Source organism: Shouchella shacheensis (assembly GCF_001484965.1).
In the GTDB taxonomy this organism is placed as follows: domain Bacteria; phylum Bacillota; class Bacilli; order Bacillales; family Bacillaceae_D; genus Shouchella; species Shouchella shacheensis.
The window spans coordinates 250104-273473 of sequence record NZ_KQ947394.1 but is presented as its reverse complement, the minus strand read 5'-3'; the positions used below and the strand labels follow the sequence as shown (position 1 = coordinate 273473).

22 protein-coding genes are annotated in these 23370 nt (G+C 47.4%); 16 read left to right on the top strand and 6 right to left on the bottom strand.

Going from position 1 to position 23370, the window contains the following annotated elements; genetic code table 11:
* Positions 1-3 precede the first annotated feature (3 nt).
* From AVZ68_RS03560 to AVZ68_RS03540, 5 genes are all read left to right on the top strand, one after another.
* Positions 4-750 carry an SDR family oxidoreductase gene (locus AVZ68_RS03560; RefSeq protein WP_059103169.1) on the top strand — a complete coding sequence of 249 codons (747 nt, stop codon included), beginning with the start codon at positions 4-6 and terminating at the stop codon, positions 748-750.
* Positions 751-994: 244 nt separating this feature from the next.
* A complete protein-coding gene (locus tag AVZ68_RS03555) occupies positions 995-2326 on the top strand; it encodes an ABC transporter substrate-binding protein (protein ID WP_059103168.1) in 1332 nt (443 codons plus the stop codon).
* 96 nt (positions 2327-2422) lie between these two features.
* The gene (locus tag AVZ68_RS03550) at positions 2423-3754 is read left to right on the top strand and encodes a carbohydrate ABC transporter permease (RefSeq protein WP_059103167.1); all 1332 of its coding nucleotides are present in this window, start codon (positions 2423-2425) and stop codon (positions 3752-3754) included.
* Positions 3755-3766: 12 nt separating this feature from the next.
* On the top strand, positions 3767-4588 hold the full coding sequence (locus AVZ68_RS03545) for a carbohydrate ABC transporter permease (RefSeq protein ID WP_059103166.1): 822 nt from the start codon (positions 3767-3769) through the stop codon (positions 4586-4588).
* A 365-nt stretch (positions 4589-4953) separates the two neighbouring features.
* Entirely contained in the window at positions 4954-5718 is a 765-nt protein-coding gene (locus AVZ68_RS03540) for a hypothetical protein (protein WP_059103165.1), read from the top strand.
* A 35-nt stretch (positions 5719-5753) separates the two neighbouring features.
* On the opposite strand, the gene AVZ68_RS20460 is transcribed toward AVZ68_RS03540, so the two are convergent.
* Both AVZ68_RS20460 and AVZ68_RS03535 read right to left on the bottom strand, forming a co-directional pair.
* Complete coding sequence (locus AVZ68_RS20460) at positions 5754-5930, bottom strand: hypothetical protein (protein ID WP_180316666.1); 177 nt, start codon at positions 5928-5930, stop codon at positions 5754-5756.
* Between the two features lie 19 nt (positions 5931-5949).
* The gene (locus AVZ68_RS03535; RefSeq protein WP_059103164.1) at positions 5950-7887 is read right to left on the bottom strand and encodes an aconitate hydratase; all 1938 of its coding nucleotides are present in this window, start codon (positions 7885-7887) and stop codon (positions 5950-5952) included.
* 304 nt (positions 7888-8191) lie between these two features.
* Between AVZ68_RS03535 and AVZ68_RS03530 the strand changes: the two genes are divergently transcribed.
* The 10 genes from AVZ68_RS03530 to AVZ68_RS03485 all read left to right on the top strand — a co-directional run bounded on the left by AVZ68_RS03530 (position 8192) and on the right by AVZ68_RS03485 (position 19754).
* Positions 8192-9073, top strand: a complete 882-nt coding sequence (locus AVZ68_RS03530) for an alpha/beta fold hydrolase (RefSeq protein WP_059103163.1) — start codon at positions 8192-8194, stop codon at positions 9071-9073.
* A gap of 361 nt (positions 9074-9434) precedes the next feature.
* Positions 9435-10361, top strand: a complete 927-nt coding sequence (locus AVZ68_RS03525; protein WP_059103162.1) for a nucleoside hydrolase — start codon at positions 9435-9437, stop codon at positions 10359-10361.
* 12 nt (positions 10362-10373) lie between these two features.
* Entirely contained in the window at positions 10374-11318 is a 945-nt protein-coding gene (locus tag AVZ68_RS03520) for a nucleoside hydrolase (protein WP_059103161.1), read from the top strand.
* 10 nt (positions 11319-11328) lie between these two features.
* Positions 11329-12552 (top strand): NupC/NupG family nucleoside CNT transporter, encoded by a 1224-nt coding sequence (locus AVZ68_RS03515; RefSeq protein ID WP_059103160.1) that lies wholly within the window; start codon positions 11329-11331, stop codon positions 12550-12552.
* A 264-nt stretch (positions 12553-12816) separates the two neighbouring features.
* Positions 12817-13275: a GNAT family N-acetyltransferase gene (locus AVZ68_RS03510; RefSeq protein ID WP_059103159.1), complete on the top strand. Its 459-nt coding sequence runs from the start codon at positions 12817-12819 to the stop codon at positions 13273-13275.
* 142 nt (positions 13276-13417) lie between these two features.
* Positions 13418-14905: a M14 family metallopeptidase gene (locus tag AVZ68_RS03505; protein WP_059103158.1), complete on the top strand. Its 1488-nt coding sequence runs from the start codon at positions 13418-13420 to the stop codon at positions 14903-14905.
* A gap of 274 nt (positions 14906-15179) precedes the next feature.
* Positions 15180-15701 (top strand): ribonuclease H-like YkuK family protein, encoded by a 522-nt coding sequence (locus AVZ68_RS03500; RefSeq protein WP_059103157.1) that lies wholly within the window; start codon positions 15180-15182, stop codon positions 15699-15701.
* Between the two features lie 129 nt (positions 15702-15830).
* Positions 15831-16052, top strand: coding sequence for a hypothetical protein (locus AVZ68_RS03495; protein ID WP_059103156.1), 222 nt, complete (start codon positions 15831-15833; stop codon positions 16050-16052).
* Between the two features lie 687 nt (positions 16053-16739).
* Positions 16740-18176: a group II intron reverse transcriptase/maturase gene (ltrA, locus tag AVZ68_RS03490; protein ID WP_059103155.1), complete on the top strand. Its 1437-nt coding sequence runs from the start codon at positions 16740-16742 to the stop codon at positions 18174-18176.
* Between the two features lie 516 nt (positions 18177-18692).
* Positions 18693-19754, top strand: coding sequence for a YkvI family membrane protein (locus tag AVZ68_RS03485; protein ID WP_059103154.1), 1062 nt, complete (start codon positions 18693-18695; stop codon positions 19752-19754).
* An 86-nt stretch (positions 19755-19840) separates the two neighbouring features.
* Here AVZ68_RS03485 and AVZ68_RS03480 read toward each other — a convergent pair whose 3' ends face one another.
* From AVZ68_RS03480 to AVZ68_RS03465, 4 genes are all read right to left on the bottom strand, one after another.
* Positions 19841-21376, bottom strand: coding sequence for an AbgT family transporter (locus tag AVZ68_RS03480; RefSeq protein WP_059103153.1), 1536 nt, complete (start codon positions 21374-21376; stop codon positions 19841-19843).
* Positions 21377-21546: 170 nt separating this feature from the next.
* Positions 21547-21918: a DMT family transporter gene (locus AVZ68_RS03475; RefSeq protein WP_082676275.1), complete on the bottom strand. Its 372-nt coding sequence runs from the start codon at positions 21916-21918 to the stop codon at positions 21547-21549.
* 15 nt (positions 21919-21933) lie between these two features.
* Complete coding sequence (locus tag AVZ68_RS03470) at positions 21934-22242, bottom strand: DMT family transporter (protein ID WP_059103152.1); 309 nt, start codon at positions 22240-22242, stop codon at positions 21934-21936.
* A gap of 72 nt (positions 22243-22314) precedes the next feature.
* Positions 22315-22836 carry a TetR/AcrR family transcriptional regulator gene (locus AVZ68_RS03465; RefSeq protein WP_059103151.1) on the bottom strand — a complete coding sequence of 174 codons (522 nt, stop codon included), beginning with the start codon at positions 22834-22836 and terminating at the stop codon, positions 22315-22317.
* Between the two features lie 144 nt (positions 22837-22980).
* Here AVZ68_RS03465 and AVZ68_RS03460 point away from each other — a divergent pair, with 144 nt between their 5' ends.
* Entirely contained in the window at positions 22981-23244 is a 264-nt protein-coding gene (locus AVZ68_RS03460) for a hypothetical protein (RefSeq protein ID WP_059103150.1), read from the top strand.
* Positions 23245-23370: the final 126 nt, after the last annotated feature.

Here is a 23370-nt window from a genome sequence, read left to right as displayed (position 1 = left end):
GAATTGAAAAAATCCACAGCGTTAGTGACAGGAGTAAGTCATGAGAATGGGATTGGTGCTGCCATATGCCGGGAGCTGGCTACGGCGGGAAGGAATATCTTTTTTGCCCACTGGCAGGCGGAAGAGGCTTGGCCGGAGACCTTTCGGCAGGAGTTGGAGCAAATGGGGATAAGAGCTGCTCACATGGAGGTCGATCTCTCTCGAAAAGGGACGTATGTTGAGGTGTTGGACCGGGTAGAAGAGGCCATAGGACTTCCATCGATCCTCGTAAATAACGCTGCCTATTCCACGCGGGATGGGTATGAACGACTGTCCGCGGAAACGTTGGATGAGCACTACAAGGTCAACATGCGTGCTACCTTTTTGCTAAGCACTGAATTTGCGCTTCGACTAAATGAAAACTCTCGAAAATCTGGTAGGATCATTAGCATGACTTCCGGGCAAGGGCAGGGGCCGATGATGGGAGAGCTCGCTTATGTGGCAACAAAAGGGGCCATATCAGCGTTTACACTTTCTTTGTCGGCAGAATTAGCCCCACTAGGGATCACCGTTAATGCTGTGAATCCCGGGCCGACCAATACCGGATGGATGACGGAGGGAATCAAACGGAAGCTTCAATCTAAGCTTCTAATGGGACGAATGGGCCAGCCAGGGGATGCCGCCCGTCTCGTGAAATTCCTTGTTAGTGAAGAGGCGGGATGGATCACTGGACAGGTCATCCATTCGGAGGGGGGATTTTATAGGGGCTAAAAATAATGGCATTATCACGTATACGTGTACGTACGGAAAGAGGATTTATTTGGAGCAACAATGACAACAACGAGGACTTGTACGATAAATGCAAATTTTCTTTTTGCGAACAAAGAAGTCATTGACAAGCGCAGTTTATTCCGTATAATGATAATAAATGAAAACGATTTCAAAAAACGGCTATTTTCTCATCTGCAACACTGCCCGCATCAATGAAATCGTTACAAAAAAAGGAGGAAGTCAGATGAAGTTGAGCAAACGTTTGTTGTGGAACTCAATGGCTGTTTCGCTGGCAGTTTTCGTTGCCGCATGCAGCGACTCAGGGGAGGAGTCAACAGCCGGGAGTGAAGGGGCAGAGGGTTCCGCCGAAAATGAAGGTGGAGAAGCAGTAGAAAATGAGGAAGAGGTCACCATTGTATATGCAAGAGGTACGGACACCACTCCTGGAACAGACGCAGTGGTGGAAGCCTTTGAAGAAAAGTTCCCGCATATTACGGTGGAGCAGCGCGAAATGCCTGCAGATACAGGCCAGTCCCATGACCAATATGTAACCGCATTCAGTTCGCAGAGTACGGAAATTGATGTCTTTAATGCCGACGTCATTTGGCCAGCGGAATTCGCCCAGGCGAATTATGCCTTGGAACTTGACCGTTTCATCGAACAAGATGGGATTGACATGGATGCCTATTTCCCGGGTACCGTTGCTGCGGGAAATTTTAACGGAAGACAGTGGGCAATGCCGCAATACACGGATGCCGGAGTATTCTACTACCGCACCGACATTGTCGAAGAGCCTCCCGCAACTTGGGATGAACTGATTGAGCAGGCAAGCGAGCTGCAAGGGGAAGAAGGAACTGATTTTGGTTACTTGATGCAGGCAGCGCAATATGAAGGTTTGGTTACCAATGCCATTGAATTTATTTCCTCCTACGGCGGAGAGGTTGTTGATGAAGACAATAATGTAGTGGTCGACAGCCCAGAGACAGTTAAAGCGATTGAGAAAATGCAGGAGATTGTTGGCTCCGAATTCGTTCCAAGTAATATTCTTAACTTCCAGGAAATCGAAACAGAAAATGCTTGGATTGAAGGAAATGCCGTATTTGCCCGTAACTGGCCATACATGATGTCTTCTTCCAATGATGAAGAGCGCTCGGAAATTGTTGATAATGTGGAAATGGCCACGTTGCCGGAAGGGGACGAAGGAAGTGCAGCCACACTTGGTGGCTGGATGACCATGATTAACCGTTATTCGGAGCACCCGGAAGCTGCATGGGAGTTTGTTAAATTTATTTCCGGACCAGAAGGACAGAAGATTACCGCAGTCGAAGGGGGCCGTGCTCCAACCTTGGAAGCATTGTACGATGACCCTGAAGTGCAAGAGGTAAGTTCTCTGTTTGCCAATCCAGAATTTAGGGATGTATTGCAGACGGCAGTTCCAAGACCGGTAACACCAATTTATCCAGAGATTTCTGACATCTTGCAAATCGAACTATCGACTGCCCTAACAGGTGACCAAACTGCTGAAGAAGCCGCCAGAAACATGCAGGAGAGAATGGAAGCAGCGATGGGAGAGTAATAATCGTTGAAGTGCTAAAAGAAGGCAAGATGGGGGCTCTCATCTTGCCTTTCTATTAACCTTTAAATCATGATTTTCGTGCGAGGGGGTTACATAATGAATAATCGAAATAGGCGCCAATTTCAACTGAGTGAAAAACAACTCGGGTATGCCATGGTGATCCCATCACTTATTCTGGTGTTTGCGGTTGTACTTTGGCCGGTGGCGCAATCGTTTTACAACAGCCTTTTTGACTATAGGCTCAATGATCCGACGAGATCTCAGCTAATGCTGGGCGCTACCGTTGACCTTGAGCGGTATGCCGATAATTATTTCTACATTGAGGGACAGCTGGAAGGCTTGGAAAGTACCGCTGAATCGGGAGAAGACGTCAGTGCAGTGTCGGCAATCCAGGAAGGCGTAGCACAGCATCATTCAGACCTTTTGAGTGATGAGGAAATCGCTCAGAAAGTGGAACAAATAGATGAGTTGCTGATGAGCTACACACCGGTAACGGATAACGACTTGAAATACGCGCAGGTCGACAATGATTTCGCCTCCTCGTACAGGGAATTATTGCAAGAGTATGAAGCGGAACTAATGGAAATGGCTGCATCTACAGAAAACGAACAGAATGAACAGCAATTCCAACAGACAGCAGACTTGCTTGGTGCAACAGCCGATAATATTCTGGAGTCCAATTTTGTGGGACTGTCCAATTACGGAAAATATTTACAAGATGCCCGTATGTGGGCTTCCTTATGGAATACTACTTTCTTTACCGTCGTGACCGTCGCTTTTGAATTGGCACTTGGACTTGGAATTGCCCTTCTCATCAACCGGGCCTTTAAGGGGCGGGGGATTGTCCGCGCTTCTGTCCTAATCCCATGGGCGATTCCGACAGCTGTGGCTGCAATGATGTGGGGGTTCCTATATGATGGTCAGTCTGGGATTGTCGCGCATTATTTGGCGCAGCTAAATATCATCCCAGAGAATTCCTGGCTCCTTTCTACTGCAAGTGGCGGCATGTTTTCTATCATTGTAGCGGACATCTGGAAAACCACACCATACATGGCGTTGCTGCTATTGGCCGGGTTGCAGACCATACCAGAGTCTCTGTATGAGGCCTCTGAGGTAGATGGTGCGAATAAATGGCAGCAATTTTGGAAAGTCACGTTGCCGTTACTAAAATCCAGCATCTTAGTCGCATTACTTTTCCGTACGCTTGATGCGTTCAGGGTATTCGACCTCATTTACGTTCTAACAGGGGGAGGGCCAGCAAACGCCACCGAGTCGATTTCCGTATACGCTTATAAGACCTTATTCGCCCAACAGAATTTCGGAGAGGGATCAGTGCTCTCTGTAATCGTTTTCCTTTGTGTCGGTATAATCAGCTTTGCCTATGTCAAATTAATTGGATCTGATCTTTTTGCAGGTCGCACGAAGTGAGGAGGGAGCTAGATGAATAAACGAGCAGGAATAGGTTTTTATATATTTTTGGCCATCTTTGTATTTCTTGTCATGTTCCCGTTTATTTGGGTATTCTTGACGTCTATCAAACCTGTCGGGGAGATCTTCTCCTCCTTCCGATGGTTCACCACGAACCCGACCCTTGCTTCGTATGAAGCTGCACTGACGAATCGGCCATTGCTCCGCTACATGCTGAACAGTTTCGTCGTCTCGGGGCTAACAACAGTGCTCTCCCTAGCGTTTGCGTCCTTTACAGCTTATGCCGTAACGAGGCTACCGATTAAGGGGAAGGGACTCATTCTCGGGCTTGTGCTGGCATCATCCATGTTTCCACAGATCGCCATCATCTCCCCAATTTTTAACTTGGTCACAGACCTCGGTCTGCGGAACAGTTATATTGGTCTTGTGATTCCATATATAACAATCAGTTTGCCACTCGCGATATGGATTTTAGCCACTTTTTTTAAGAAAATTCCATTTGAGCTAGAGGAATCAGCCAAGCTTGACGGGGCAAGCCCATTCCAAACGTTCCGGAAAATCATTTTCCCGCTTGCTGCCCCAGGAATCTTCACGACCGGCATCCTAATATTCATCGCAGCTTGGAATGAATACTTATTTGCATTGACCATCAACAGTGATGACGTATGGCGCACCGTACCGGTCGGTATTTCTATGTACCAGAGCCAGTATTCCGTGCCATGGGGGGACATCTCTGCTGCTACTGTACTTGTCACCATCCCAATCGTAGTTCTTGTCCTCTTCTTCCAGAAGCGGATTGTCTCCGGATTAACATCAGGTTCAGTAAAGGAGTAATAGCTTTTGAGGGGCGCAGTGACCGATAGGAACTGCGCCTTGTTGTGCTCATTTCGAAGCCCAACGAGGTGTGGTCGACACCCCCTGCAATGAGTTGAGTGCACACAGCAAAATGAGCCCCACTACTACTTCGGGGAACAGTGTGGTGCTCTCTGGTGGTTTAGTACAAAAAAGCAAGGTGGGGGGCATTCATTCCATTGAGGAAGATGGATAGATGAAAGATAGGGAGCAGTTAATTACAGCAATAGAACAGCTTTTATTTATTGGGAATATTTTTAAAACTATTGCCGAAGTCCTGGTTCTACTTATATAATGGTCAGTAGAAAAGCTTTTGACCGCATAATTGGAGGTGAGGAGGGAGAAGAATGAACTACATAGCCGAAATGAACGCATTCCACACAAAGCAGGAGACCAATCCTTGTAGCCCGAAAGCGAGCGTTCTTTGGTTTGTGTTGATGGATGTGTGCAACTCAACAGGTTGGAGGAAGCAATTTTCTGTAGCCGTTGCTGTACTTACTGTTAAGTCACGCCTCACGGAGGATCAGGTTTTTAAAGCTCGCCAAGAGTTAGTAGAAAAAGGCTATATCGAAGTCACCCATCCTTTAGAAAGAGTCGCCGAGTACCGCATGCACTCGTTACTTATTGACGATGTTTACACGAAATCACACCAAGATCACTCCTCAACAATTCTAAGAGAGGAAGCGAACGAGCTTTCTGAAAATTACTCAGAAGATACCCATTTAGATAGACCAAATCGCCCGTTATGTAATCAATCGTCTGTTAAAACAACTGATTGCTTGCCGGACGAAGATATGGACGGAGTCTCGGATAGGGTTCCGGCCAGAGTGCCCGACGGACTTTCGGACAGGCTTTCGGACACATTAGTTAAACAAAACCATACAACACCAAACCCTACAAAAGCAGCCGCCGCTCTTTTAAGAGAGGAGCTCCGCTATGACGAGTCGCAAGCGTATGAAAAATTCATTCGGCTGATCAGAAAGCGACGCGAGGTTGGCGTGTTTTCCATGGCTCTGGGGCGCCTGAAACCGTCGTATTCAACGATTCGTCGTAATGTGGAGTGGGGTTGTCTAGGAAAGCCCTTCACCTCTAGTGAATCAGCTCCCCTCTGAACTTTGTCTCAAAGAAGAGCTTCGTTGCCAGGCGCTTAGTCCAATACGCGGTTATTCTCATCTACTGAAAATGGCTTGGTGGGTTCAGTGCTCTCCCCTGGGGAAAGGATGCCGTCCCCGCCACATACGCTGCACCCGTACTGCCAGTTTTCATCATCGGCTAACAAGCCGGTTCCGTTGCACGCTTTACACGTCTGATTGGTATCAGCCATCCGTTACGCTCCTTCCCGTTTATGATTGCCGGTCTTTCACCCAGTTGATCAGTCCGCCTTTTAACATCATGTCCACCTGACGATCGGACAGGGCGTGGGTGACGTTGATCGTCTTCTGTTTTCCCTTTATAGCAATGCTGAATTCCTTTCCTTGTGGGAGCTGTGTTCTTACGTTGCGCAGTTCAAGAACATCTCCTTCTTCCAATTGATGGTAGTCTGACTCATCACTGAAGGTGAGTGGAAGCACGCCAAAGTTCACGAGGTTTTGCCAATGAATGCGGGCAAAATCTTTCACCAAAGCCACACGTAAGCCAAGATACCTTGGGGCGAGAGCGGCGTGTTCTCGGCTAGACCCTTGACCATAATTGTAGCCGCCAACAACGGCATGTCCTCCTGCTTGCATCGCTCGATCATTGTACGTTTCGTCGATGATTTCAAAGCAAAAGGTGCTGATTTTTGGGAGATTGCTTCGGTAGGGAAGCACCCGGGCACCGCCGGCAAGGATTTCATCCGTTGAAATATTGTCCCCCATTTTTAATAACACAGGGAGGTCGAATTCATCCGGAAGGGCGTCCATTTCTGGAATCGAGGCGATATTTGGTCCTTTGACCAGTTCGACCTTTCGAGCGTCTTCCAGAGGAAGAGGGGGATCGAGCATCGTATCGTCAACGGTTGGATGGTCAGGTTCTTTCACATTTGGATAGTCCATATCCAGCATCCTCGGGTCCGTAATCTTCCCTGTTAATGCGGAAGCAGCGGCGGTTTCGGGACTGCAGAGAAAGACGCTATCTTCCCGCGTCCCTGATCGCCCGGGGAAATTACGCGGGGTGGTTCGCAAGCTATTGCGGCTGGAAGCCGGTGCTTGTCCCATACCGATACAGCCGTTACAGCCAGCTTGGTGCAAACGGGCCCCAGCGGAAATCAGACTTCCAATGTGACCATCGTCGACAAGATCGGTCAGCATTTGCCTTGACGTAGGGTTGATGTCAAACGAAATTCCGTTGGCAATCTTTTTGCCTTTGACGATTTCAGCCGTGATCGCAAAGTCGCGGTAGCCTGGGTTGGCCGAGGAGCCGACATAGGATTGATAGATTGCTTCTCCGGCGACTTCTTTAACAGGAACGACATTTCCAGGGCTCGACGGTTTCGCAATGAGCGGTTCCAGTTCAGAAAGGTTGATTTCTTCATGCAAATCATAGCTAGCCCCTTCGTCTGCGAGCAGTTCTGTCCAGTCTTCCTCTCTATGTTGGCTTTTTAAAAATGTACGGACCTCTTCGTCTGACGGAAAAACGGTCCCGGTCGCTCCAAGTTCTGCGCCCATGTTGGCAATCACATGCCGGTCCATGGCATTTAAGTTTCTGAGGCCAGGTCCGTAGTATTCCATGATTTTGCCAACACCGCCTTTCACATCATAGCGACGAAGCAATTCAAAGATCACGTCTTTGGCACTTACCCAATCAGGGAGCTCTCCGGTTAGTTTGATTCCCCAAATCTCGGGCATTTTCACGTGAAACGGTTCTCCAGCAATGGCCATGGCGACATCAATGCCTCCAGCCCCCATCGCGAGCATGCCCATACACCCATTGGCACAGGTGTGACTATCTGAACCCAGCAATGTCTTTCCCGGCTTCGCTAAACGCTGCATATGAACCGGGTGGCTCACCCCGTTCCCGGGACGACTATAGTACAGCCCAAATTTCCTTGTTGCACTTTGTAAAAATAAGTGGTCATCGGGATTCTTGCTGTCCTCTTGAATGATGTTGTGGTCCACGTACTGGGCCGACGCCTCTGTTTTGGCACGGTCCAGCTTCATCGCTTCAAGTTCAAGCATAACCATGGTGCCTGTGGCGTCCTGGGTCAGGGTTTGATCAATTTTTAATCCGATCTCTTTCCCAGGCGTCATCTCGCCTGAGACTAAATGGTCTTTAATGAGTTTCTGAGAGACATTGTATGGCATTTAATTCACCCCCACATAAAGTAAAGTCCTTCCTTGGCAACGTCGATTTATATAGCTGCTCCTTAGTTTGGTGGACGGCTGAAAAAATATACGACAAAACGACGGAAGGTTCGACAAAATCGGTTGGACAAGGGCGAAAAAAAGCGCAAAAAGAGTGTTGACATTCAAATTGGGGAGGAGTAACATTCAATTTGAATTTAAGAACAGACGTTAAAAATGATGAACATTGGTGATGCTTGCGTTGCCATGTTTCTTTTTTTGGAAGGCCTAAAAAAGATAGAAAATGAAGTGGGGGTTGTGACAAATGGAGAGAGGCATTGCTTCTTTTGCGTACCAAGACAATAAAGTGGAATATTCAATTACGGGCGTCGGCGAGCCGATTCTCTACTTGCACGGCGATCACTCGAACTGTCATGAACAGCTCGGATTTCAAGAGCTGGTGGATCAAGGGTTCTCGATCATTGCCCCGTCTCGGGCAGGGTACGGAGAAACATCGAAGGAAATTGGAAAAAGTCTTGCGAAAGCTTGTAGCTTCTACGTGGAGCTACTGAATGAGTTAGGCGTGGAGTCAGCGCATGTAATCGCTGTTTCGACAGGCGGACCGTCTGGGATTTACCTGGCCAGTCATTACCCAGAGCGGGTGAAATCACTAACGCTGCAAGGCGCTGTGACGAAGACGTGGCTAACCCCAGATGATAAAGAGTATAAAACGGGGAAACTCTTGTATCGTCCATTTATTGAAAAAGCCTTTTGGAAAAGCATGGCGCTTTTGACGAGTGTGAATCCCGATTATGCGTTTAAAAAAATCGCACCAAGCTACAGCACGATGCCTTATTCCAAAATTAAGGGACGCATGCTTGCGAGAGACTGGTATTTGTTTCGGAAGATGATGGAGATTCAACGTTCCAAGCATGGCTTTTTAATCGATTTATATCAAACCAATCAAATTGCGTTAGCGGACCTTGAAAGCATCGCTTCGCCAACGCTTATTATTCATAGCACCAACGACGCAGTGGTGTCGACGGAACATGCCAATCATGCCAATAAGCACATCCAACAATCGAAACTCGTGCTCTCCAATACGTGGGGACATGTGCTTTGTCTTGGAGAAGGATCAGAAGAGAATACAAAAGAAACGATCGATTTTTTGAAAAGCTGTTCGTCGTCCATGCGGCAGAGTGGGTGATTGAAAAGGAGGCTATTCCTCAGTCATTTTGTGACTTGACGGGATAGCCTCATCTTTTTAGGCAAGGCCCTACTAGGCTTGAACTTGTCTATTCTTATAGTACAAGTTGAATTCCTTTTGCTTGTTGGGAGGAGAGAATCCTCGGGATTTTCGCGTATCCTGTCGGAATGATGTTCCTCTATTTTCTTTTTAAATTTGATCCGATAAAGGGGTGTATTATCCTAAAATAAAAGATACAATAAGGGAAGTTGTCGGTTGTGCAGTTTTCCACGGATTTTATCGAAAATGGACGAATGTGCTAGCGAACGAGAATCTTCCTCCTGAGCAAAGAGGCGTTCGTCCACTGGAAAGGGGATAGGAAATGAAACCCGTCTATTTCAACCATGACGGCGGTGTCGATGACCTCGTATCGGTTCTGTTGCTGACACAAATGGAAACGGTTCACTTGCTGGGGATCTCAGTCATTCCGGCAGACTCCTATTTGGAGCCTGCGGTCTCCGCTACAGAGAAGATTGTGAATGTATTTGGCAAGGAGCCTGTTGAAGTGGCTGCGTCCACCTCCAGAGGTGTGAATCCGTTTCCTTCTGAATGGAGGCTGCATCCGTATTATGTTGATGCGCTGCCGGTCTTAAATGAAACCGACGATCAGCCGTCGTTAGTTGTCGATGAGCCTGCGCATAAGCATATGATTCGCAAGATCCATGAGGCCAGTGAACCTGTGACGCTCGTTTTCACGGGTCCGCTCACCGATTTGGCGCGAGCATTGGACCGCGATCCAACGATTGAGGACAAGATTGAACGATTGTACTGGATGGGTGGAACCTTTAAAGAAAAAGGCAATGTGCAGGAACCGCATCACGACAGTACGGCTGAATGGAATGCTTTCTGGGACCCTGTGTCTACGGATCGTGTCTGGAAAAGCAGCCTTGATATTCTTCTCGTTTCTCTTGAGAGCACCGATGAGCTGCCGCTTACGAATGCGAGACGCAAGGAGTGGGCGAAGCTTCGAAACCATGAAAAGATTGATTTTCTCGGGCAATGCTACGCATCGGTACCGCCGCTGGTATTCTCGGAAACGAATTCCACCTATTATTTATGGGATGTCTTCACAGCGGCCATGGCAGGCAAGCCGTCGTTTGCGACAGAAAAAGAAGTAACCTGCATTGTGCATACAGAAGGCGCGAGTCAGGGACGAATCGAAAAAAGTCCAACTGCCCGTTCGGTTCATTACGTGGACAGCGTCGATGCAGATGCCTTTTTTCGCTACATGATTGAGCTGTTGAAATAGGGAGGCGATCCAATGAAAAAGGTGATACTGGACACAGATACGGCTGGCGATGATACGCTTGCGATCTTAACGGTGCTCGACAGCCCGGAACTTGAGCTGCTGGGGCTCACGATTGCAGGGGGCAACGTCCAGTTTGAGCAGCAGGTTGAAAATGCGCTCTATACATTAGAAATCGCGGGTGTCTCAGGGAAGGTCCCTGTGTACAAAGGCCACGCCCAAGCAATGATGGGAGACCATCAAACGGTGGAAGAAGTGCATGGCGATGACGGAATGGGCAATGCCTATTTTCCGAAAGCTGTTCAGCGCGCGGAAGAGGACAAGCATGCGGTCGATTTCATTATTGAACAAGCCCACAAGCATCCGGGGGAGCTGACGCTTCTAGCGATCGCGCCACTGACGAACATTGCGATGGCTCTTCTGAAGGACCCATCAATTGTTAAGAAAATTGAGCACCTCTACATCATGGGTGGCACGAATAATGCTCTTGGCAATGTGACGCCAGCGGCAGAATTCAACTTTCTCGTTGACCCAGAAGCCGCAAAAATTGTCATGCATGCAGGCCTTCCGATTACAATGGTCGGTTGGGAAATGGCGACGCGTTATTCGGTCATGACGGAAGAGGACCACCGACAGGTACGCGAGCTTGGCACAAAGGGGGCAACGTTTTTTACGGACATCAACAAAGTCGTTGAGCAGTTTAACACCGATGTCCATCGTTTGCCAGGAACCACGCATCCGGATTCGCTCCTTGTGGCGATTGCCGGAAACCCTAAGATTATGACCGATTCTCATCGCTATTATGTGGATGTTGAAACGAAAGGCGAGCTGACCCGCGGGTATAGCCTCGTGGATGTGAACGGGCGTCTTGGAAAAGAGCCCAACGTCCACGTCTGTGAAATGGTCGATGTACGCTTATTTAAAGATACGTTACTGAACGCGTTAAAGAATATTACGTAGGGGGATGAACATGGATTTTCTTTGGGGTTTCATCGCGATTATTGTTTTGCTTGGGATCGCCGTGCTTTTTTCGAGTAACCGAAAAGCGATTCGTGTGCGTACGGTGGTTGGGGCATTTGCCTTGCAGTTCCTGTTTGCGGTTCTTGTGCTTTATACAACATGGGGCCAAGCGACGCTCGAGTTTGTGACAGGCGTGGTGTCTCAGGCGATCGGCACTTCCTCTGCAGGAATTGATTTCTTGTTTGGCGGGGTGTATCAGGCGGAAGGCATTGTTTCTGTTTTTGCTTTTGAAGTGTTGCCAGTCATCATTTTCTTCTCTGCCCTTATTAGCATTCTATATCATTTTGGCATTATGCAGTTGGTTGTTCGATTTCTTGGCGGCGGTATTTCCAAAGTACTCAAAACAAGCAAAGTCGAATCGATTGGTGCTAGCGCGAACATTTTCGTTGGCATGACGGAGGCGCCTCTGGCCATCAAGCCCTATATTAAAAACATGACTGCTTCCGAGATGTTTGCGATTATGGTTGGTGGGATGTCAACGGTCGCGGGTTCGGTGATGGTCGGAATCGCAGCAATGGGGATCCCGCTTGACTATTTGATTGCCGCTAGCTTCATGTCCGCACCTGCTGGACTGCTTATGGCCAAAATTATGATGCCTGAGACAGAACTTAGCGAAACGAGGAATGAAATCAGTCTTGAACGCGACAAAAGCGCTGCAAATTTCATTGATGCTGCTTCGAAGGGGACGACCGATGGGTTGAAGCTGGCGGCGAACGTGGGCGCGATGCTGATTGCGTTTATCTCACTGATTGCGCTTGTGAACCTTTTCCTTGGCTTTTTGGGTGGTCTGATGGGAGTAGGGGATCTTTCGCTTGAGATGATGCTTGGTTATGTGTTCGCTCCCCTAGCTTTTCTCGTCGGGGTCCCGTGGCAAGAAGCCGTAATGGCAGGTTCCTTCATCGGTCAAAAGACAATCGTCAATGAATTTGTTGGTTTCGCCGCCTTATCAGAAGCGATCGACCTGGGGAATGTATCGCCGAGAACGGAGGTAATCGCGAGTTTTGCCCTTTGTGGCTTTGCCAACCTTAGTTCCATTGCGATTTTGCTTGGAGGGCTAGGTGGACTGGCGCCAGAAAGACGCCCGTTTATTGCTAAATACGGACCAAAAGCACTCCTTGCGGCTACACTTGTTAACTTGATGAACGCCGCGATTGCAGGGATGCTTGTCGGGTAAGTTTGTCCAACGTGGTAGATCCTCTCCTGAAATGGGGAGGATCTTTCAATTGGTGGTAGTTAGCCCTTCAAGGGAGGGTACCTGCCAATATGAAAAAACCACCTGCAACCAGGGAGAATCCTTGCAATGCAATCATTTGAGTGAGTTAAGAACAAGCGATAAAATGAGTGTGAGCCAACGCTTGCGTTCTCTCGCAAACTACTAGCATAGACAAAGGGGAAGCAAAGAGAGAGCACCCTTTTTAAAGAGCAGGGAGTGAAGACATTGAATTCCATTGAACAAGCAAATCTAGCAGATGCCGAAGCGATCCTGAGCCTGCAGAAAAAGGCGTATGTCAGTGAGGCGGAGATCTACAATGATTTTACGATCCAGCCGCTTCATGAGAGCTTGGAATCGATGAAGCAAGCCTTCCGTGAACATCTCGTTTTAAAATACGTCGAAGAGGGCGTTATCGTCGGGTCGGTTCGTGCCAGACAGGAGGGAGACACCTGCTATGTGGGAAAGCTAATGGTCCATCCAGACAAGCGGAACAGTGGCATTGGGCGAAAACTGATGCATGCGATTGAAGGAATGTTTGAAGGCGTCCGCTTTGAACTTTTCACGGGAAGCGAAAGCAGCAAAAACATCGCGTTCTATGAGAGCTTGGGTTACCAGGAGTACAAAACCGAGAAACTGGAGCGGGAGGAAACGGTGTTTGTGTTTATGGAAAAGGAAGGCCAATAGCTATGAAAGCGCGAGGCGGCTGGAACATGGTTCGAGTCGTTTTGGTTTTTTTAAAACATAGGTTGTTTTTCAGAGGCCTCCTCTTCTTTCTTTAGTAAGCGATCGAACAATCGCTAATCTAGAAAGAAATGGGGAATCATTCATGACCTATGTACCTGCGACACCTTATTACGGGAAAAGCATTTCCCAACCAGAGGCGGTGCTTGCTGCCTACCCAGACCCTGATGTCGTGTTCGGGACGCCAGCCTTCAAGCGGGAAGAAGGAGCCTTTACCACGCAGGAGGAGATGTGGTCGTTTCTTTCCGACTTAAACGCGAAGACAAAGGAAATGTCGCTTACGACCCTTGGCTATTCGCAAGAAGGACGAGCCATCCCGTTTGTCTATTTTACGAAAGATGCCCTGCCACATTCTGAGAGTGCAAAGGCCAAGCCGACCGTTTGGCTTCAGGCGGAAATTCACGGCAATGAACCGGCCTCTGGCGAATCGGCGCTTGTGATTGCGCAAGAATTGGCAGAGGGCGAACTGAAGTCGGTGCTCGATGAGATCCACGTGGTCATCGTTCCACGCATTAATCCGGATGGCTCCTACCACTTTGTGCGCCAAGTTGCTAATGGGCTTGATGCCAACCGTGACCATATGAATCTATTGACGCCGGAGACGCAGGTCCTTCATGCAGCGTTTCAAAACTATGAAGCGGCAGTCGTAATTGACGCGCACGAATACGGCTTGAATGCAGGAACCTTCCAAGATGTCGGAGCCGAGGGAGGCTACAGCTACTATGACATGCTGCTGCTCTCTGGGAAGAACTTGAATATTCCTGCCGATGTCCGCCTGTATTCGGACTATCTGTTCCTAGAGAATGCCTTTAGCCATCTCGCTGACGCTGGTCTGTCCAGTCATCTCTACTTTACGTCAAGCCGCAATGAGGACGGGGTGACGGTCAATGAGGGCGGTACGCAAGGGTCGATTGGCCGCAACGCCTTTGGCTTAAAACCAGCCTTCTCCTTTCTAACGGAAAGCCGTGGCATTGGCATCGGGCGAGAGAACTTCAAGCGCCGTGTGCTTGGACAGGTAATCACCCATACGAGCATTTTGAAAACAACAGCGACCAACGCCGCGCTGGTAAAGACGTTTATTCAGAACGCCCGAGAAGAGGTAGCGAATTCGTCCCAGCCCGTCGTGGTTCAAAGTGAAAGCGTGACGCTGCCGAATCAAACCGTTTTCGCCACGGACATCGAGACAGGGGCGAAAACAGAAGTGCCGGTGACTTATCAAAGCGAGACGTTTGCTCGTCCCACCCTTGAGCGCACGCGCCCGGATTTTTACTTGCTTCCGCCTGCCTATACTCCGGTTGCGAACCAGATTGAAAATCAGGGGATTGAAGTGAAGGCGACGCAAATCGAAGAGACCTTTGAAGTCGAGACGTTTGTTGCAGGAGAAGAAGGGGTAGTGACAACGAACAAAGACGTCACCTTCCCAAGCGGCAGCTATATCTTTTCGATGAAGCAGTCGGGTGCAGGGGCCTTGCCTGTCTTGCTTGAAGCCGACTCCGAACATGGGGTAATTGAGGAGGGAATGCTCACTGTTCCGGCAGGGAGGGAAATTCCGATTTATCGTGTGATTCAATAAAAGATCTCGAAAAGCGCCTGTGGCTCGCAGGCGCTTTTCATGTCTAGCATTTTTCATCCTGACACCGAAATCCAAATTCGAGATTTTTTTGTCAGGTCTCCAAAATTCTCGCTCCTAAGCGACCCGCCTCCGCTTTTCGGAATAGAGGAGGAGAAGGGGACACAAGCGTCGAAGGAAGAGATGGAAGGCGCGGTTCCAAACGAGGAAATTAGATAGAAGCCAAACGCTCTGCATATACTATATCAGAGAAACCGAATGACTAAAGGAGCCGTCCATGAGCCATCAACTTTTTTATAATCTTCAAGAGCAAGAAATGACGTTCGATGATGTGTTTAATCGGATTGCGACGTTCATGCACAAGCAGCCTGCGGCAGAATACCGGCTGATGATAGGGACGGACTCGCAAGTGCATGCGGACCATACCCGTTTTATCTCTGGTGTTGTGATCCAGAGAATGGGTAAAGGGGCGTGGGCCTGTGCCAAGAAAACGGTGGTCAAGCGGAAGATGAACAATCTTCATGAACGGATCTCTTTTGAAACGACGCTCACCGAAGAGATTGCCTCGCTGTTCACAGAAACCGACAAAACGACATTAATTAACATTGTCCTTCCCCATATTTACAAGGGTGCGACCTTTTCGATTGAAGGTCATATTGATATTGGCTCAGAAAAAAAGAATCGCACACGAGAATTCGTAAACGAGATGGTCGCACGGATTGAGTCGACTGGATTTGAGCCGAAAATCAAGCCAGAGTCGTTTGTGGCGAGTAGCTATGCGAATCGGTATACGAAATAGAATGCGCTCAAATTTTGTAATTCTCTAAAACGAGCACTAAAACTATGAAGATTCGCTGATTCTCTTGTCTGAAACTCCCCCATCATGGTAAATTGACAGTAAGTCAGACTTGTAGTTGAGGAGGCTTTTATGAGTAAGGTCATGGATGTTCAACTATCGGTTGTGAACGTAGAGGTAACGGACGAAGACACGGAACCGTTATCGAAACTAATTATGAACAGCTTAGAACAAGAGAAGCAGACATCAACAGATCATATATCGATCCATAATGTAGTAAGTCGAGGACTCGCAGCGGGAGGAAACGGAAACGGCAAGAAGTTTACCGTTGTTGCGAGCATCGGGAAAGGGTAATAGGCAAACACAGCTCGTAGGGGCTGTGTTTTTTGTGCGACGGGCAGTCGCACCGTCACACGCAAAAGCGTGTGACGTTCCTCCATTAAGCGAATTTGTACACGTTACAGTGTAAAACGGTATGTAAAAACGCAGAACGAGGAACGCCACGAAGGTGAGAAACCTTCCTTGGAGCTGCTCATAAAATCCAAGAAGCCTAATCTAGGGCATTGTCGTGAGGCATTGTCTGAAGGAGATGCGGATAATCGAGAGACCCGCAGGCGAATGTGCAGACCCGAATGGGAAACCTGTAAAACACAAAGGCGGCGGGACAGACGGGCGACCGTGCGAAAAAAAACTGGGAAGCCTCTATTTATAGACCTTTCGTCAAAGAAATGAGCCGACAAAAAGGCGTCTGACACGTGATGGTGTTGGGTATGTACAGATAGGGCGGTGCGATGACCCCGTGAGGACTCTACCTTACCTAGGGTACAAGGGCACGATTCTATAAGGGACACCCGAAATGAATCGTGTGGGTAGAGTAGTCAGACGTTCTCATAGTACGGAAGTAAGAGGATGACCAAACATTCTCTGAACGGAAGGGGAACGACCTGTGGCCTTACGGTCCTGTAAACATGTGTAATGGAAACAGTCACGTTACGGAGTAAAACGGACTGGAAGTACATATTGAAAGGAAGTAAGATATACATGAACCAAGAATTAAAATTAAAATGGCACAGTTTCTATGGACAAATTCTGAAGTACGAAAAACTGGAAACAGCATGGAAACAAGTAAAAGCAAATAAAGGAGCCCCCGGAATCGATGGGGAAACCATCAAGGAATACGACAGACACTCTTACAAAAATTTGCATGCCCTTCTAGAAAAACTGAAGAAAAAGGAATACCTTCCGTCTCCGGCGAGAAGAGTCTATATCCCAAAGAAAAATGGCAAGAAGCGACCACTGGGAATACCAACAGTAGAAGACCGCATTGTTCAACAAGCAGTAGTCAATGCCCTACAACCCAAATTCGAGGCTCACATCTTTCATAAATGGTCATGTGGATACAGACCAAACAGAGGAATGGAACGAGTCTTACAAATCATTATGGCAAACATCGAACAAGGGTACAACTATATATACGACTGCGATATCAAAGGGTTCTTTGATAACATCCCCCACAAAAAGCTAGATCGGATCGTACGCAAGTATATAGCAGATGGAACGGTGTTGAAAATGATTTGGAAATGGCTAAAAGCAGGTTACATGGAAGACGGGAACTATCTACATGGAGATTCCGGCACTCCGCAAGGCGGGGTCATCTCGCCATTGCTTGCGAACATTTACCTCAATGAACTGGATTGGATTCTATCGAAAGCCAACATTCGGTTTGTCCGGTATGCAGATGATTTCCTCTTATTTGCGAAAACAGAAGAGGATATCAAAAAAGCAGAAATGCTCACACACAAAGTGATAGAAAATCTTGGGTTGGAAATCTCTATAGAGAAAACAAAAGTGGTTAATTTCAATGAAGAGGATTTTGACTTTGTAGGATACACCTTCGAACACTGGAGAAAGCGCAAAAGAGATGGAAAGCCATATTACATCGCCAAACCGAAAGAAACGGTCTGGGAAGATTTCCGACAAAAGATCAAGAGGAAAACCAGGAAAACCCACACCAAAAGCCAGGATGAATGGGTAAAGGAAGTGAACCCAGTCATACGGGGGAAGATCAACCATTACCTCAATCTATGGAAAGCAACAGAAGCAAACAAACAATTTGGGATCCCGAGTAGTTGCTATTTTAACGTGTGTTACAAAGAACTACTAGCCATCGACGGTTATATACGCCGACGATTGAGAGTGGCTATGATACACCGGAACCCTACACAGCGCAAGGGAATGGCCATGAATTTGAGATGGAATATTGAGTTTTTCACGAAGATAGGGCTTGTATCCGCCTTCCAGCATTACTACGGAAAGCAATTTGGACATACGATAGAAGATTACATCGAGTATATGAAAAACAAAGGAAAGAAGAAGTTAAGAAGAGCAAAGAAACGTGCTGAAGAAAAAGGCGAAGTTTATTACAATGAATATAGACTCCGCAAAATGAAAAACGCAAGTACCATAAAAACTTCTTGACGTCATGGAACACAGGGAAAGCCGTATGCCTTAGTAGGGCACGTGCGGTTTATACGAGGGGGCAGCCACGAAAGTGGGTGCCCTACTCTCTTAGTTGGAGTGGTTTTAAACTATATAAAAAATGACGAGTGGGGGGACTCGTCATTATCTTTATTATAAGAACAAAGCGTTATTTAGAGCAAGAGGGTCGAGGTTGGGAAAATTGATTTAGTGAAAAGTAGAGCTTTGTAGGCCAAGCTTGACTTTGATGAGGAAAAAATCCCCTCGATTGGTGTGGAGTTTGAAAAGGACCATTACGTTCGGAAAGGGATTGCTGGGCATGGTTTTTCAAGGTTGATTTATTTAGCCGGATTCAGTGGATTTTACGGCGAAAAACATAAAATAAAGAAGCAGGCGCAGGGGCTAACGTATATACAGAATAGAAACATAATAAAAACCGCTGAATTTATAGATTTCAAATACTCAGCGGCCCCCCATACCATGTATACTAGAAGCATACTTCAAAGGGGGAGACAGATGAGGAAATCTTTACAAATTGGCAGCGCTTTTATCGGAGTAATTGTAGGCGCAGGCTTTGCTTCTGGGCAAGAAGTCTTGCAATATTTTACAAGTTTCGGGTTGTTGGGGATATTAGGTGCGATTCTTGCGACCGCTTTGTTCAGTTACATAGGAATGACGCTTGTATGGCTGGGTAGCCGTACACAGACAACATCACATAAAGAAGTCATTTATAAAATTAGTGGCAAGTATTTAGGAAGAGTGATTGATTATATCCTTATCTTTACGGTATTTGGAGTGGGGGTTGTCATGATTGCCGGGGCCGGGGCGAACCTTAACCAGCAGTTTGACATCCCTCATGTAGTTGGGACGAGCCTTATGACCATTCTCGTGATCGTAACAGGTATGTTAAAGGTAGACCGTGTTGTTGCCATTATCGGTAGTATAACGCCATTTCTTATTCTCTTTGTTTTGCTAATTTCCGTTTATAGTTTTGTTACGATGGATGGATCCATAACAGCCCTTGACGGTATTGCTAGAGAGCAGACCAGTACATTGCCAAACTGGTTTGTGTCCGCGGTCAACTATGTTTCCTTTAATACGGCCGTTGGAGCAGCCATGGCACTTGTCATGGGTGGGGCAGAGAAAAACAGAAAAACGGCGGCTGTAGGTGGTTTACTAGGTGGTCTTGGGCTTGGTGTTCTGATTCTATTAAGTCATCTGGCTATATTTGCAAGAATCGAAGACGTAGCGATGCTCGAGATGCCAATGTTAGGCATCGTCAATAATATTTCTCCGATATTAGGTTTCATTATGTCGCTTGTTCTATTCGGCATGATTTTCAATACCGCCGTAAGTATGTTTTTCTCATTTGGAGCAAGGTTCCTGCCTTTAGGTACAAAGAACTTTAAACAATTTCTTGTTGTGACCATGATCGTGGCATTTGCCGCAAGCTTTGTCGGCTTTACCGATCTCGTTAGCTACTTTTATCCGCTCATAGGCTATCTCGGGCTAGTCCTGATTGCTGTCCTAATCATCACACCGTTTCGACTGAAAAACATTGAACTAGAGAAAGAGTAAGGAAGAGGTGCTTTGTTACCCTAGCACGTCACAGTCCCAGACACACCAAAAAACCGACTCACGAGTCGGTTTTTTGTCATATTTTCTTACGGCTCGTAAAAAATTGGTGCATTTGGACCAAGGTCGAGACCTGTGAAAATCCAAATAACGATGAAGATGGTCCAGGCGATTAAGAAAAAGATCGAGAATGGCAACATCACGGAAATCAAGGTGCCAATGCCCATTTTCTTATCGTACTTCTGTGCAAAGGCGATGATAATCGCGAAATACGTCATCAGCGGTGTAATGATATTCGTTGATGAATCAGCAACCCTATAAAGGGCCTGGGTTAATTCAGGTGAATAGCCGACCTGCATCAAGATAGGTACGAAAACAGGTGCCAACATCGCCCATTTGGCGGATGCACTTCCTACGAATAAGTTAATAAATGCCGTAAGCAGAATAAAGCCGATGATTACAGCGATTCCATCCATATTCAGATTGCTCAGAAGTTCCCCGCCATATATGCCCATGACTAACCCTAAGTTTGTCTCACTAAAATAGGCAACGAACTGACCAGCCGTAAAGGCAAGGACAATGAACATCCCCATAGAGGCCATGGTATCGGACATTTGACCCGCAACGTCTTTATCGCTGCGAATTTCTTTTGTCACGATTCCGTAGACAAGGCCAGGGATTAAAAAGAGAAGCAAGATGATCACGACAAGTGAATCCATGAATGGCGATTCAACAATCGGTCGTTCGCCGACGCCGCGCATGGGTCCCCACTCTGGAGCAACGAGCAAACTCATCAGTCCAGCTGAGATAACGAGCGAGACAACAGCCCAGGTCATTCCTTTCTTTTCAATCGGCTTCAAGGTTTGAAGATCCCCAGTGTAATCGCCCTTGTAGGAGCCAAGGCGTGGTTCGACCACTTTTTCTGAAACCCATGTACCGATGATGGTAAGTAGGAAGGTTGAAGCGATGATAAACCACCAGTTCATGGCAATATTCATCTGATCTGCATAAGCTGGGTCGATGGTGGCTGCTGCGGCCATCGTTAACTCCCCGAGCATTGGATCTGTTGCTGACAGGAGTAGATTGGCGCTAAACCCGGCCGAAACACCAGCAAAAGCTGTCGCAAGACCTGCAAGCGGGTGGCGGCCGAGTGCTGCGTAGATCACGGCCCCAAGCGGCGGAAGGACCACATACCCTGCATCGGAAGCAACACTGGACATGATGGCCGCGAACATAAGCCCCGCGGTGATCAGACGATTAGGAATCGAGAGGACGAAGCCTCTTAAGGCGGCACTGATTAAGCCGCTTCGCTCACAGACACCAATCCCAATCATCGTCGCAAGCACAACGCCAAGCGGAGCAAAGCCGATGAAGTTATCCACCATACTGGAAAATATATAAGAAATACCCTCACCCGAAAGCAAGTTCGTGACTTCCACTGTTTCCCCAGGGTTTGCCGGGTCTTCTACGGAGACACCGAAACTCGACACAACGGCGGAGGCGATGATGACGAACAGGGACAGAATCGCAAATAGAGTAACCGGGTGCGGAAGCTTGTTGCCCACCCGTTCGATCATATCAAGGAAGCGTTGAAACAAGCTTGACTTTTTGACCGTATCGGCCATAGGTTCATCCCTCTTTTCTGTTTACATAAGTGTAGGAGATAAGATAATTTTCTAACGAGTAGAGTTTACCATAGCTTGTGGAAAGATGAAACGAAACTCAAATAATAAAACTATTCCAAAATAAAGTGAGTGATGATGGGTGCGAGCCGTCTACACTCACTCCTCGACAATTAACCAACTGTTCTTCTTTGGGTTTGTTTCACTGGATACTCCGGCTCCTTAGAAAGGAATAAATTCATGCCGATCACTCCACCGATCACTAAAAGAAGACCAAGGACTTTGACAACATCCATTGCTTCATCAAATACTAGGAGTCCGATAACAGCTGTTAGCGCTGTCCCCGTCCCAGCCCAGATGGCGTAGGCAAACGACAAAGGCAGAACAACGAGTGCTTTTGACAATAAGAAAAACGCAGTTCCAAAGCCAACGACCACCATAATGGAAGGAACAACATTTGTGAACCCTTCTGAAAGTTTTAGACTGGTCGTTCCAATCACTTCAAAAATAATCGCAAGTGCTAACAACCCCATGGCTTTTCCCATCCTGCCCCCTCCTTGCTAAATATTTAATAAGACTATTCCAAGAATAATGGCGCCCATACAGGCCACGACGGGCCCGTTTGGCCTTTCTTTAAAGAGTACGATTCCAGCAATGGCCGTTAGAATAACCCCAAGACCACTCCAGGAAGCGTAACCGAGGCCGAGGGGCATAACTGTTAGGACGACGCCGAACAGATAAAAGGCATGCAAATACACAAGAGCTGCCCCAATCGATGGACCAAGCTTTGTGAAACCATGAGATTTTTTTAAAAAAGCATCTCCCACAGAAGCAACGACTGTGGAAACAATGAGCAATACGAATATCATCTCGATTTACCTCCTGATAAAACCGTCTAGACGGTTTTATTTGACCGAAAAAAGAACCGGTAACCGGCCTTCTTATGAACCCTTATTCGTTAATTCCTGCACAAATGTTGTAAGCCTTTGTTTTTGCTCGTCTGTGAGTGGTTCTAAGTCGAACAAGTCCGAGAACCAAAGTCCGTCACAAATCAATCGAAGGACGACCACGGTATCAGGGTCATTTCCGTCCGCTTCAAGTTCCTGCATCCATTGTTTGAACTTCTCTTGGATAGGGGCCAAAAGCTCGCGTTGATAGGTTCTAGCGGCGACCATGGTCGTATTCATTTGTGCAAAACGATCGCTTTCAGCCGCTTTGTAGGAAGAAAGAAAGTAGCGCATGGTAAAACTCATTTCTTGATCCTGATGCAAAAATTCATCCCAACTGTGGGTGACACCTTCGACCATCCCTTCCAGCAAGGCTTCTTTGGAAGGAAAATGATAAAGCAAGCCGCCCTTGCTGACAGCCGCCCGCTTTGCGACTTTTTCAAGCGTGAGATTCAAAATATTGTCTTCAGCTACAATTTGATAGGCTGCATCGAGTAATTTTTGCCTTGTGGACATCCAACCACCTCTTCTAAATCAACTGTACCATCTGGACGGTTTGTTAGCAAGAGGAGAGTGAGTCTCTTCGCTTATTTCGTTAAAATGCGGTTTTGGATGGAGGAACAAGGGTATGGATCTTAAAAGAGATCGGGAGGGTTTGACGTGATCGAACGTGACAACGAAACGGAAGAATTCATAAAATCATTGCCTCAGGCAGAGATTTACTTTTTTATGGAAGGCGAATACAACCGCCTCACTCACTTTGGCGAGAACTATGACGCCGATATCCACGACCAGCAAGTGGCCGAACGTGCCGCGAAGGAGTTTGATCTAACGGAAGATGAAGCAGGGCAGCTGTATGCGGACTTTGGCATGAGAATTGCTGAGTTCTGGGAGGAGCGGGAACATAGAAACTCGTTATCATAGCAAGAAAAGGCGTTCATCCATGAGCGCCTTTTCTTTATGCACCTAAGTATCATGTGATGAAAGTTGGCTTAACGAAGATCGGGGGGAGTCACGGGAAGAGCCTTCCCATCCATGTGTTGCTACTAG

Coding starts and splice junctions, on each gene's coding strand:
- AVZ68_RS03540 (WP_059103165.1), top strand. CDS start 4,954: ATGAACTACATAGCCGAAATGAACGCATTCCACACAAAGCAGGAGACC.
- ltrA (WP_059103155.1), top strand. CDS start 16,740: ATGAACCAAGAATTAAAATTAAAATGGCACAGTTTCTATGGACAAATT.
- AVZ68_RS03465 (WP_059103151.1), bottom strand. CDS start 22,836: ATGTCCACAAGGCAAAAATTACTCGATGCAGCCTATCAAATTGTAGCT.
- AVZ68_RS03525 (WP_059103162.1), top strand. CDS start 9,435: ATGAAACCCGTCTATTTCAACCATGACGGCGGTGTCGATGACCTCGTA.
- AVZ68_RS03475 (WP_082676275.1), bottom strand. CDS start 21,918: ATGGGAAAAGCCATGGGGTTGTTAGCACTTGCGATTATTTTTGAAGTG.
- AVZ68_RS03470 (WP_059103152.1), bottom strand. CDS start 22,242: ATGATATTCGTATTGCTCATTGTTTCCACAGTCGTTGCTTCTGTGGGA.
- AVZ68_RS20460 (WP_180316666.1), bottom strand. CDS start 5,930: ATGGCTGATACCAATCAGACGTGTAAAGCGTGCAACGGAACCGGCTTG.
- AVZ68_RS03480 (WP_059103153.1), bottom strand. CDS start 21,376: ATGGCCGATACGGTCAAAAAGTCAAGCTTGTTTCAACGCTTCCTTGAT.
- AVZ68_RS03505 (WP_059103158.1), top strand. CDS start 13,418: ATGACCTATGTACCTGCGACACCTTATTACGGGAAAAGCATTTCCCAA.
- AVZ68_RS03485 (WP_059103154.1), top strand. CDS start 18,693: ATGAGGAAATCTTTACAAATTGGCAGCGCTTTTATCGGAGTAATTGTA.
- AVZ68_RS03530 (WP_059103163.1), top strand. CDS start 8,192: ATGGAGAGAGGCATTGCTTCTTTTGCGTACCAAGACAATAAAGTGGAA.
- AVZ68_RS03515 (WP_059103160.1), top strand. CDS start 11,329: ATGGATTTTCTTTGGGGTTTCATCGCGATTATTGTTTTGCTTGGGATC.
- AVZ68_RS03520 (WP_059103161.1), top strand. CDS start 10,374: ATGAAAAAGGTGATACTGGACACAGATACGGCTGGCGATGATACGCTT.
- AVZ68_RS03500 (WP_059103157.1), top strand. CDS start 15,180: ATGAGCCATCAACTTTTTTATAATCTTCAAGAGCAAGAAATGACGTTC.
- AVZ68_RS03535 (WP_059103164.1), bottom strand. CDS start 7,887: ATGCCATACAATGTCTCTCAGAAACTCATTAAAGACCATTTAGTCTCA.
- AVZ68_RS03555 (WP_059103168.1), top strand. CDS start 995: ATGAAGTTGAGCAAACGTTTGTTGTGGAACTCAATGGCTGTTTCGCTG.
- AVZ68_RS03550 (WP_059103167.1), top strand. CDS start 2,423: ATGAATAATCGAAATAGGCGCCAATTTCAACTGAGTGAAAAACAACTC.
- AVZ68_RS03495 (WP_059103156.1), top strand. CDS start 15,831: ATGAGTAAGGTCATGGATGTTCAACTATCGGTTGTGAACGTAGAGGTA.
- AVZ68_RS03545 (WP_059103166.1), top strand. CDS start 3,767: ATGAATAAACGAGCAGGAATAGGTTTTTATATATTTTTGGCCATCTTT.